This is a genomic window from uncultured Methylobacterium sp., assembly GCF_964244095.1.
GTDB lineage: Bacteria > Pseudomonadota > Alphaproteobacteria > Rhizobiales > Beijerinckiaceae > Methylobacterium.
Genome location: NZ_CAXTHR010000029.1, coordinates 24,956 through 36,771 on the forward strand (window position 1 = coordinate 24,956; position 11,816 = coordinate 36,771).

The 11,816-nt window shown below is 68.6% G+C and carries 7 protein-coding genes and 1 pseudogene; 4 read left to right on the forward strand and 4 right to left on the reverse strand.

Features of this window, described 5'->3' with window-relative positions; all coding sequences use genetic code 11:
• Window positions 1-59: 59 nt before the first annotated feature.
• From ACFE86_RS07070 to ACFE86_RS07085, 4 genes are all read right to left on the reverse strand, one after another.
• Complete coding sequence (locus ACFE86_RS07070) at window positions 60-3,218, reverse strand: hypothetical protein (protein ID WP_375454619.1); 3,159 nt, start codon at window positions 3,216-3,218, stop codon at window positions 60-62.
• An 84-nt stretch (window positions 3,219-3,302) separates the two neighbouring features.
• Window positions 3,303-4,646, reverse strand: a complete 1,344-nt coding sequence (locus ACFE86_RS07075; protein ID WP_375454620.1) for an HlyD family type I secretion periplasmic adaptor subunit — start codon at window positions 4,644-4,646, stop codon at window positions 3,303-3,305.
• A 112-nt stretch (window positions 4,647-4,758) separates the two neighbouring features.
• Window positions 4,759-6,516, reverse strand: coding sequence for a type I secretion system permease/ATPase (locus ACFE86_RS07080; protein ID WP_375454621.1), 1,758 nt, complete (start codon window positions 6,514-6,516; stop codon window positions 4,759-4,761).
• 532 nt (window positions 6,517-7,048) lie between these two features.
• Complete coding sequence (locus ACFE86_RS07085) at window positions 7,049-8,029, reverse strand: class I SAM-dependent methyltransferase (protein WP_375454622.1); 981 nt, start codon at window positions 8,027-8,029, stop codon at window positions 7,049-7,051.
• Window positions 8,030-8,830: 801 nt separating this feature from the next.
• Between ACFE86_RS07085 and ACFE86_RS07090 the strand changes: the two genes are divergently transcribed.
• The 4 genes and pseudogenes from ACFE86_RS07090 to ACFE86_RS07105 all read left to right on the forward strand — a co-directional run.
• Entirely contained in the window at window positions 8,831-9,415 is a 585-nt protein-coding gene (locus ACFE86_RS07090) for an NAD(P)H-dependent oxidoreductase (protein WP_375454623.1), read from the forward strand.
• A gap of 10 nt (window positions 9,416-9,425) precedes the next feature.
• The gene (locus ACFE86_RS07095) at window positions 9,426-10,382 is read left to right on the forward strand and encodes an aliphatic sulfonate ABC transporter substrate-binding protein (protein ID WP_375454624.1); all 957 of its coding nucleotides are present in this window, start codon (window positions 9,426-9,428) and stop codon (window positions 10,380-10,382) included.
• Between the two features lie 6 nt (window positions 10,383-10,388).
• Window positions 10,389-11,432 carry a sulfonate ABC transporter substrate-binding protein gene (locus ACFE86_RS07100; RefSeq protein WP_375454625.1) on the forward strand — a complete coding sequence of 348 codons (1,044 nt, stop codon included), beginning with the start codon at window positions 10,389-10,391 and terminating at the stop codon, window positions 11,430-11,432.
• Window positions 11,429-11,816: pseudogene (locus ACFE86_RS07105) on the forward strand (ABC transporter permease); the annotation flags it as partial. The gene ACFE86_RS07100 and the pseudogene ACFE86_RS07105, both read left to right, overlap by 4 nt.

Below are 11,816 nucleotides of genomic sequence, written 5' to 3' on the forward strand. Positions count from 1 at the left end.
CTCTTCCGCGTCGGCCCACCCGCGTCGCAACCACGGACCATGTGCGCATCGGTCGGCTCTCAGGCCGGCGGGGCGTGCTGGGCGAGGTACGTGTCGGTGGCCAATCCCACGATGCTGATCTCGATGTTGGTGGCCGTGTGCCACGTTCGGATCGTGAAGTCGGCGCTGGCGTAGTGCGAGCGATCGCCGTCGACCATGACGAAGCTGTAATCGGTGATGATGGCCTGGACGTTGGGGGTGCTGTGCAGGAATCCGTTGATCAGTTGCAGGCCGCGATCATCCAGCAACGGCACGCCGGCCTGCGCGCCGGAGGAACCCGCGGGGACCAGGGCAGCGGTGTCGATCGTCGTGGACGCCAACGCCGTCGACGACGACAAGGTCGTGGCTTCGGGCTGCTGGCTCTCTCCGGTCGTCGACGTGCCACCGACGGGGGGGGTGCTCACGGAGGCGGGGGCGTGAAGGCCGGTGCCGCCAGCCGGACTCGTCGCGGCGGTGCCTAGGTTGCTCATCGTGAGCCCGCCCCCGCTCGTCGACGCCGCAGGGACGTCCGCGCCGCCGGTTGCCGCGCCGTCGGAGACGTGGGCCGTGACGCCCGCCGCCACGCTCGCGCGTGAATCACTGGCCGTTCCGGTTCCGGTGTGTCCGGCGCCCGCCGTCGTCGTGCCGGTGGGCCCCGTCGAACCAAGCGCCTCCGTGGCCAGGGCCGTCGTCGCGTCGAGAGCATGGCCGGACGCGGCGTTCGTTGCGAGGGCCGGCACGGTGTCGCCGGCGGTATCGGGGATCGTCGTCCCCTCGCTCGCGTGAGCGGTGGTCACGCCACTTGCCGCGGTGACCTGAATGACCGGCGCGGTGCTCGTTCCCGCCGCAGCGGAGGCATGCGTCGTGCTGCCGACGAGGGTACCCGCGGCACCGCTCGCTGCCGTTGCGAGCGTCGGCACGGTGCTGCCGGCGGTATCGGGGATCGTCGTCCCCTCGCTCGCGTGAGCGGTGGTCACGCCACTTGCCGCGGTGACCTGAATGACCGGCGCGGTGCTCGTTCCCGTCGCAGCGGAGGCATGCGCCGTGCTGCTGACGAGGGTACCCGCGGCACCGCTCGCTGCTGCGTCGTTGACTGCTCCGCTGCTGGAGTGAGCTCCCGTGCTGCCGGGTGCGGAGCTCGCGATCGTGTCGTGGAGGCTCGCGGCACTGACCGCGTTCGTTGCGAGCGTCGGCACGGTGCCGCCGGCGGTATCGGGGATCGTCGTCCCCTCGCTCGCGTGAGCGGTGGTCACGCCACTTGCCGCGGTGACCTGAATGACCGGCGCGGTGCTCGTTCCCGTCGCAGCAGATGCGTGCGTCGCACTGCCGACGAGGGTAACCGCGGCACCGCTCGCTGCTGCGTCGTTGACTGCTCCGCTGCTGGAGCGAGCTCCCGTGCTGCCGGGTGCGGCGCTCGCGATCGTGTCGTGTGGGCTCGCGGCGCTGACCGATGCGGCGTCGCTGCCACGGCCCGTCGCTGGCGCGGTCGCGACGCTCGTCCCGCTGACCGCGAGGTTGCCTGCCGCTCCACCCGTGCCGGGGAGGCTGCTCGCACCGTTCGCGTTCGCCGTCGATGCGGCGGTGCCTGCAAGGCTCTCATTGGTGTGCGACAGCAGTGTCGCCAGTGCGTCGATCGTCGTGCTGGAGCCGATGGTCTTTGCCCAGTTCGTGAGCCACGCATCGCTGGACGCTGCGGCTCCCCCCAGGGGCAGGAGCGCGATCGTCGTCCCCGTGCCGGCGCTCACGGAGAGGGTGTGCTGATCGATGAAGCCGGAGAGGGCCACTTGCACAGTGGCGTTCGGCGATACGTCCGTCTGCGTTGGTCGGGCCACCACGGCAGGGGCGCTCGCGGACCGGGCGTGATCGGTCTCGCTTGCCGTGGGAGCGGAGACCGTATGGGTGCCCGCGTTGACGGAGGCCGATGCGGCTGTCGAAGACGCGGTGGGCACGGCAGGCGCCGCGACGGCCGTCGCCGATGCCGTCCAGATCGAGGCAGAGCTCGATGTCGGCGCCGCGGCCGCGGCGGGCGTCGACGGACTTGGTGACGCCGCGGGACTGACACTGGCCGCGACCGCGGCCGCTACGGACTGGGCCGGCGCCTCCGGCGCACTGACCGACGGCGTGGCAGCCCGATCGGCGGCCACCGTCACCGACCCCTCCTTCGCAGCCGCGGACACGCGACCGAGCAAGATCCCGGCGGTGCCCGTGTCCGTCAGACGAAGGGGGCCGCTCTCGTGTCCGCTTGCGGGTCTAAATTCAACGGCACTGACGGTTTTGAGGGAGGCGGCTGCCGTCGCGCCCGGCGTGTAGGGGCTGAGCGTCGGCCCCGCGTTCGGGTGGCTCCCGCCGGAGCCTGCGTTGTCCCGCGCCGCTGCGGTGTCACCGATGGGTCCCCGGCTGTCCTGTCCCCGCGCCTGCATCGGTGCGGCGTCAGGCGCCGCCGCGGGGCCATCCTCGGCAGCCCGCGCCGCCGCGCTGCCGTGCGCAACGGTCACCGTGTCGTTCAGCTCAAGGGCGCTGACGCGTTCGCCGTGCTCGCCGTGCTCGCGCACGAGGACTTCGCCGACCAGCGCCATCGCCGACAGGATCATGGCCTGTCGCGCCGCATGGCGGTTCTCGTCCTCGAGGACGGTGGCCGGCCGTGCCTCCGGCCCCGGCCCGATGGCGGCTGACTGAGACTCGGTCGGTCCGAACGCCCCGCTCGCGCTTGCGCCGGGTGCACCCGCCTCGCCCGGACTGGCCGGGCCCTGCGTGGCGAGCTCGCCCGCCATCGCGTCGCCCCCGGCCAACTGGAACGCCACCGTCGCGACGATCGCGGCGAGCAGGGCTGCCGGGTGCAGGACGAGTTTGCCGCCCGGACCCTCCGCGGCCGGTCGCGGGATCGGGACCAGGGTCGGATGTTGGGCCGCGACGGTGTTGAGCAGGGCGCGAAACTCGGACCCCCACAGTGGGGCCTCGAACGCGTCCGAGTCGATGACGTAGAGTCCGTCGATCCGGGCGAAGTGCATGATCACCTCGCCGTCGAAGCGACAGAAGACGAACCACGGATCGTCCTCGTCGCTCAGGCCCCGGTCGCTCGTGACGCGCAGGCCAGCCTGCGTCAGGGCCGCCTCGACGCGGTAGAACTCGGCGAGCTCCTGCTGGGACCAGTCGCCCCACGCGACCGGAGCGGGACGGAAGAAGGAGAGAACGGACCCCATCGACGTGACTCCGATCCTCATACGTGCGGCCGGGCAGATCCCGTCGCGGTCTCGGACACCGCAGCTTGCCGTTCGCGCACGCGCTCAGTGCTCGTTGAACGAACGGCCCATGGCTTCGAAGAATGGGGCGACCATGTAGTTCAACGCGGTGCGCTCACCCGTCGTGATGACGACTTCGGCGGGCATGCCCGCGACGAGGCGGCCCTGCATGACCTCGGGAATCTGCAGCTTGCTGATCTGCACGATGCCGAGAAAGTACGGCTGGTGCGTCGTCTCGTCGATCAGCCGATCCCGCGAGATCGTCTCGAGATTGCCTAGGATGATGGGAATCCGCCGTGAATGAAAAGCCGGAAACTTGATCTCGGCGGGCATGCCTGCATGAACGGTCTCGAGGTCGTTGGGCGAGAACTGCACGTGCACGACCAGCGTGTCGTCGCTGGGAACGATCTCCATCAACGGCTCGCCTGAGCGGATGACTTGGCCGACGGTGTAGACCTTCAGGCTCTGTACCACGCCCGAGCGCGGCGCCTTGACTTCGAGGCGCTTGAGGACGTCCTGGGACACCGACAGTTTCTCCCGCAGCTCGGAGATCTTCTGGCGGGTCTCGAGAAGCTGTCCGGCAATGTCCTCTCGGAGCTTCTGCTTGATTTGCGTGATCTGCAGGCCCGCCTCGCCGATGCCGTTCTCGGCCTTGGCCGTGTCGGCTATCGAGCGCCCGATGACGCCCTCGAGCCGCGTGCGCTCCCGCTCCATCACGAGGAGGCGGTTCATCGGGATGAGGTTCTTCTCGCGCAAGGTGCGCAGGCCCACGAGCTCCTGGTTGATGAAGCCGACCTGCGCCTCCGTCGAGGCCTTCTCAACGGCAATGCCCGAGATCTCGGTTTGCAACTGCCGGGCGCGGGACTCGAGCAGCTCGACCTGGCCCTTGAGCGAGCCTTGGCGCTCCTTGAACTGGTTCGTCTGATCGACGATGATCCGGGCGATCAACGGATCGGTCCGGCGCGCCAGGATCTCCGCGGGCAGTTCCAGGCCGGCCGCCCCGTCACGCTCGGCCATCAGGCGCGCTTCCTGAACGAGCCCGGCGTCGAGTTGACTGCGGAAGAGATCGACGCTCGCGCGCGACTGGACCGGGTCCAGGCGCATGAGCAGCTCACCCTGCTCGACCGTCTGGCTTTCCCGGACCAGGATCTCCCGGACCATGCCGCCCTCGAAGTGCTGCACGACCTTGCGGCTGTTCTCCATGGTGATCGTGCCCGGGCTGACCACGGCCCGATCGAGCCGGGCGATGGCGGCCCAGGCACCCATCACGCCGAAGGTCGAGAAGATCAGGGCGTAGCCGGCGAGTGCATGGCGCTTCCACGTCGTCAGCCGCGGCGGCGGCAGCGTCGTTCCGCGCTCGGGGGTGGAGCCCGGGTCGGCCGGGGCCACGGACCGAAGCCCGGCGCCGGCCAACGCGGTCCGGACCTGTGCCGTGGTGGCAGCGAGGCCCGTCCGGGTAAGGCGTATCGGAAGTTTCATGCTCATCGCTGCTGCCCGGCCCTCATCCTGCCGCCCGCTGGCCTTCCCCGCCGATCCGGCTCGGCTGAGCCGGTGCCAGGGTTGGAACCGCGCGCGGTCCGACCACCTGCCCAAGGATCTGCTCCCGCGGTCCGTAGGCTTGGACGGTGCCTCCGTTCATGACAAGCACCGTATCGACCGCGCTCAGGATGTTGACCTTGTGCGTCACGATCATGATCGTGGTGCCCATCTGCTTCAACTCTTGGACCGCCTGCATCAGGGCTTCCTCGCCTGCCGCGTCGAGGCTTGCGTTGGGCTCGTCGAGCACGATGAAGCTCGGATGGCCGTACATGGCGCGCGCCAGCGCGATCCGCTGGCGCTGACCGCCCGAGAGCGCGTGGCCGCCGACGCCGATCTGGGTGTTGTACCCCTCGGCCAGTCCCTGGATGAGTTCGTGGCAACCCGCCTTCTGAGCGACCGCGATCACGGCCGCCTCGTCGATCGTATCGAACCGGGCGATGTTCTGAGCCACGCTGCCCGCGAACAGCTCGACGTCCTGAGGCAGGTATCCGATATGGCGCCCGAGGGCCTGCGGGTCCCAGTGCGACAGATCCGATCCATCGATGCGCAGGGCGCCGGCCGCGATCGGCCAGACGCCCGTGACCGCGCGGGCCAGGCTCGATTTGCCGGCCGCGCTCGGGCCGACGACGCCGACCACGGTGCCCGGCATCAGGCGGAAGCTGACGCCCCGCAGGATCGGCTGACTCTTGCCCGGCGCGGCCACGACGAGATTCTCCACGTCGATCTGACCTGCGGGCCGCGGCAGGTTCATGCGTTCGGGTTCCAGCCCGGCGAACGCGATGAGCCGGACGAGGCGACCGTAGCTCGCCCGCACGGCGGTGAAGCCCTTCCAGTTCGCAACCAGGAGCTCGACGGGAGCCAGGGCCCGCCCGATGATGATCGAGGCCGCGATCATGGAGCCCGGAGAGATTTCGCGGTGGATCGCGAGATAGGCCCCCACGCCCAGGATCATGGTCTGAAGGAACATGCGCGTGAACTTCGTCGCCGCGACGATCAGGCCGGCGCGGTCGCTGGCCAGCGCCTGGAACGCCAGAACCTCGGCGTGGCGCTGGCCCCACAGACCGCGCAGGGCACCGAGCATGCCCATGGCCTGCAGCACCTCGCTGTTGCGCAAGGCGGCCTGCGCGTATTGGCCGGCCGCGTTGGCCGACTGCCCGGCCGCCGTCAGCTCGCGCTTCGTGGCGACCTCGTTGAGGAGCGTGAGGATGAGGATGACCAAGCCGCCCGCGATCGCCATCCAGCCGAACCAGGGGTGCAGGATGAAGCAGGCCAGCAGGAAGATCGGCGTCCAGGGCGCATCGCAGAATGCGAGCAGGCCGCTGCCGGTGAGGAACTCGCGCACCGCATCGACGTCGCGCAGCGCGACCCCGTGACCGCCCTCGGGGTTGCGCAGGTGGCCCCGGTGCACGGCCCCGAAGATCGGATGGGCGATCTTCTCGTCGAACAGGATGCCGGCCCGCACGAGGATGCGCGAGCGCAGCATCTCGAGAAGCGCGTAGACGACGAGGGCGAAGGCGGCGATGAGGGTGATGCCGACGAGCGTCGTCTCGTTCCGGCTCGACAGAACGCGGTCGTAGACCTGAAGCATGTAGAGCGGGCTGACGAACATCAGCAGATTGATGAAGAAGCTGAACACGATCGCCGTGACGAACACGGGTCTCGTCGCCTTGATGCCATCCTTCAGGATCGAAGACCCTGTGGCCGTTCCCCTCGCGCTCATCCCCGGCAGCCCTATTTCGATCGTCATTCGGCTTCGCGTCGGCGGCCTATATCATACCCGCGCGCCTGACGGCAGCCGCGGAGGCTTCCTGGAAAAGCGAATGCTGACAAGCTAAAAACTTGAACGGATCATGCTCGCGTCAAGGATCAGGGCGACGCTTCAGAGCTAAATCACAGGGTCCATCCGGTTCATCGCAGGTGGCGACAGAGGTATCCGTAAGCACAGCGCCGAACGAGGCTTGTGCCTTCGCTGGTTCGTCACATGAGCCTGTGGCTGAATTATGGAGCGTGTGGCAGGGTCGATACAGTACCGGCCCTTACCGATCACGTTTTCGTAATCCGTTTCCGCTCCGCCTTCGGACGATGTCCCGGGTTCGCACAGCGGCCGCTCGAGCGGCCCAAATCGCCCGGACCGGCAACGGAGGGTTTGCCGTCGAACGCCGCAACCACGCGTGATCTCGTGACCTCGACCGGATGGCCGGGCTCGCTCGACAGCACAGCGCGGCACGCGAGCCGGTTCGAGCGTTGCAAGCTTAACGCTTCTTCTGCACGAAATACGTGTTGGACACGCCAATCGGTCCGATGCGTGCGTCGACGACCACATCAATGGGAACGCAGGCATTTGCATCACAGATCGCAAACACTTGGTTTTGCGGTAAAACGTGCATCTCCATGCCGGAACCACCCGCGATCCCGTCAAGGTAGGAGCCGACCTCGAAGGTGTAACCTTCTATGTACGAAGGAATTTGAAAGAAGCCGATGCCGCCTGGGTTGAGCCGGCCCAGCATCGCATCGAGGACCTGGGCGATGATCGGCGGAGGATTGTGCTGGAGGACGATGAGGGAGAACAGGCAATCGAAGGTTTGCGAACCTGCCAGAAGGTCCGGGAGCAGCTCGAAGCGCGCGTTGGTCCTGCCCAAGCGCTCGAACCGGCCGCGAGCGGCTGCCAGGTGTTTCGCGCTTATGTCCGTGCCGAGATAGGTCTCGAACACGGAGGAAAGGTGTTCGCCGAGTCGGCCGAGCCCGCAGCCGAGATCCAGCACGAGACCATGACGCGGCAGGGCAATCCCGTTGCACGCGCAGGCGTGGAGCAACTCTTCCACCTCCGGCCTACCGCTTGCATAGAAGGCTTCCTCAGCCTCGGGCGTCATCTGATCGGCGCGGTACTGCGGCAGCGTTGCAACCGACCAGTGCGGCTCTTCCTCGCCAAGCTTCGTCCACACGGAACGAACCGACTGCTCGATCGTCTTCAATTGACTCGAGGAAGCGGACAAATCGATCTTGTTGTAGTACCGGCCAATGAACGATGGAGTGTAGCGTTTTTTCAGAGCGTCTTCACGGTTAATGCTCTGCAGACGGTTTTTGAACTCGTCCGAAGCGATGATATTTTCTATTAATACCTGCTTCTCTATTTGATTATCTATATAGTTTGCTATCGCACTCTCTTCGGGTTCCCGACTAAGAAGTCCACGATACAGTGTGACTATATCAGCTTGGGTTACGCGATTGCTCAAGTGGGACCTCGATATGTCAGTCTCGGGCATTTTTCAGCGCGATGAATGCCGGCTCGCGTAAAGAAAAAACGATCATACGAAGAGATAGAGCATTTCTCATGAATTCGGAATCATGGCAAATGCTCTGGATGCGGAAAATTTCTATCAGCGAAACGATCTGCGATCAACACCGCGTGGCGACAATTCAAGTTTTGTCACGGCCGCCGCCGCCGCCGGCAACGCGGTCCGCTCGGAGAGGCCGACGACCTCGGCGGAAAGCTCTTCGTGCAAAGCTCTCCGCGCACGGGACCGCCGCAGCACGAGCGGCGATCCGCACGATGCTCGATCGCCGCCTGAACCTGCGCGGCCGGTCTTCTCGCTCCGAGGAGCGACAGGCGCGATTTTCCGAGCCTTTCCCGTCAGATCCCGCTCGGTCCCGCCTCTGTCATCCGATCCGGCGCGTTGCACCTCGGCAGCGATGTTCTCCGACGGCTTCGGCCAAGCAACGGTCGGCCCGCGGGCGATGCCCGACGATTCTCTACCCGTCCAGGTCGTTCTATAAAACGAACGGGGTGGGGAATGTCACGGCGTCCGATCGCGTTCCTTGGACGTCGAATGCCGGAAAAGACCACAACGATCTCTCGGGCCTCGTTATCGAGCCAGGATCGTCTCCGATGGTTCGTTCTTTCGGAAGAACGTTTTATTGACCGGACATCGCCACGGCCTCACGCTTGAGGGACCGCGGCGGTACGGCGACAGGCCGTGCCGCCGGTGCCGCATGTCCGCACCGGAACAGCTTTTCTTCTCGAAGCGAGACCAAGGATGACGCGACCGAGACTCGTGGGCTTCAGCGCCAACCTGCGGCGCCCGTCCAAGACCCGCGCCCTGGTCGAGGCGGTGGCCGAGGCGGCGGCGGCCGGTGGCGGCCTCGACCTGCGCCTGTTCGACCTCGTCGATGCCGGCACCGGGATCGGCGCGGCGTGGTCGCGGGATGCCCTGTCGCTGCCGGCCCGCCGCGTGATCGAAGCGCTCGAGGAAGCCGACGCGCTGGTCGTCGGCTCGCCGGTCTACAAGGGCAGCTTCACCGGGCTGTTCAAGCACGTCTTCGACCTGATCGATCCGGCAGCCCTTGCGGGCAAGCCCGTCGCCATCGTCGCCACCGGCGGTGGCGCCCGCCACGCGCTGGTCGTCGAGCATGCCTTCCGCCCGCTGTTCGGCTTCTTCGGCGCGCTGCAGGTGCCCACCACCGTCTACGCCGCGGATGCCGACTTCACCGACGGCCTGCCGACCGATCCGGGCGTCCAGGCGCGGATCGCGCAGGCCGGCGCCCAGGTCGCCGCATTGCTCCGCGCCGGGATCGCGGCGGACGCGTCCGCACCGGCGGCGCCCGCCGCCGCCGCGCGTTGAGGGCCGCAGGATGATCGACCGTCGCCACCTCATCGCCACGGCGCTCGCCGCCGCCGCGTTGCCCCTCGCCCGCCCCGCGTACGCGGCCGAGCCCGGCGTGCTGCGCATCGGCTACCAGAAGAACGGCATCCTCGTCGTCGCCAAGCAGCAGGGGGTGATCGAGGAGCGGCTGGCCAAGCTCGGCCACAGCGTGCGCTGGGTCGAGTTCTCGTTCGGGCCGCCGCTGCTGGAGGCGCTGTCGCTCGACGGGATCGATTTCGGCCAGACCGGCGACGCGCCGCCGATCTTCGCGCAGGCCGCCCGCTCCAGCCTCGTCTACGCGGCGGCGCAGGAGGCCGGCGGCTCGGGCTCCGGCATCCTGCTGCCGAAGGGTTCGGCGATCCGGACGCTCCCTGAGCTGAGGGGCAAGCGCGTCGCCTTCGCCAAGGCGTCGAGCGCGCACAACCTCACCGTCGCCGCCCTGGAGAAGGCCGGGCTGACCTATGCCGACATCGAGCCGGTGACGCTGGCGCCGGCCGACGCCGCCGCCGCGTTCTCCCGCGGCAGCATCGACGCCTGGACGATCTGGGACCCGTACTACGCCATCGCCGAGGCCGGCGAGGGCGTGCGCGTGCTGGCCACGGCGGCCGGCATTGCGCGGCAGAACAACTTCTTCCTGGCGAGCCGCAGCTTCGCGCAGACCCGCGGCGCGGTGCTCGCCGAGACGATCGACGTGCTCGCCGGCGTCGCACGCTGGTGCACCGCGAACCGCGGCGCGGTCGCCGAACTCCTGTCGAAGGGCACCGGCGTGCCGCTGACCGCCACCCGCCGCGCGGTCGATCGCACCGACTACGTCATCGGGCCGATGAACGCCGGCGTCGCCGCCGAGCAGCAGGCCATCGCCGACCGCTTCCACGCCCTCAAGCTGATTCCGAACCCGATCCGCGTCGCGGATGCGGTCTGGACGGCACCTGCCCGCAACGGCTGAGAGACCATGACCGACCGACCCGTCCATCGCCCGCGCGCGGCGTCGCCGCCCCTCGTTTCCGAAGGCCTACCGAGCCGTCTGCCGAGCCGTCTGCCGAGCCGCCGCACGCTGCTCTCGGCCGGGCTGTGGCTGGCTGCCGCCTCCGTCCTGCGTCCGGCCCGTGCCGCGGGCACCGTGCGGATCGGCTACCAGAAATACGGCTCCCTGGTGCTGCTCAAGGGCAGGGGCACGCTGGAGCGGGCGCTGAAGCCGCTCGGCATCGACGTGGCATGGTCCGAGTTTCCCTCCGGGCCGCCGCTGATGGAAGCCCTGAACGCCGGCGCGATCGATCTCGGCTCCGCGGGCGAGGCGCCGCCGATCTTCGCGCAGGCCGCGAGTGCGGAGCTCCGCTACGTCGGCAACGAGCCGCCGGCCCCGCGCGGCGAGGCGATCCTGGTGCCGAAGGACAGTCCGGTGCGGAGCGTGGCGGACCTGCGCGGCCGCACCATCGCCCTCAACAAGGGCTCGAACGTCCACTTCCTGCTGGTCCGCGCCCTGGAGAAGGCCGGCGTGCCCTACGACGCGGTCAAGCTCGCCTTCCTCGGCCCGGCCGACGCCAACGCCGCCTTCGTGCGCGGGGCCGTCGATGCCTGGGCGATCTGGGACCCCTATCTCGCCGCCGCTGAGCGCGCGACGGGCGCCCGCATCGTCGCCGACGGCGACGGCGTCGCGCCCAACCGCCAGTTCTACCTGTCGCGCCGCGGCTTCACCGACGCGAGTCCCGAGATCGTCTCGGCCATCCTGACGGCGATCGGCGAGGTCGATGCCTGGGCCGCCGGCAACGCCGACACGGTGGCCTCCGAACTCGCGGCCTCGGTCGGCATCCCGGCACCGGTGCTGGCGGTAGCCCTGGGACGCCTCTCCTACGGCGTCGCGCCGCTCGACGCGCAGACGATCGCCGACCAGCAGGCCGTGGCCGACGCCTTCCACGGCCTCGGCCTCCTCCCGAAGCCGATCCGCGTCGCCGACGCGGTCTGGGCGCATCCGGACCGCAAGGCGGAGCTGCGATGACGCGCAACGCTCCCCTCGCGCGCGTCCGCGACGCGGCCGTGCCGTGGCTGCTGCCGGCCCTGATCCTCGCCGGCTGGCAGGCCGCGGTCTCGGCAGGCCTCGTCTCCAACCGCTTCATGCCTGCCCCCCTCGACGTGGTCCGCGCCGGTTGGGAAGTGGGGCGCACCGGCGAACTCTGGACCAACCTCGGCGTCAGCACGCTGCGGGCGCTCGCGGGCTTTGCCGTTGGCGGCGGCATCGGCTTCGGGCTGGGGCTGGCCAACGGCCTGTCGCGCCTGTCGGAACGGCTCACCGACACCTCGGTGCAGATGGTGCGCAACGTGCCCCATCTCTCGCTGATCCCGCTGGTGATCCTGTGGTTCGGCATCGGCGAGGAGGCCAAGC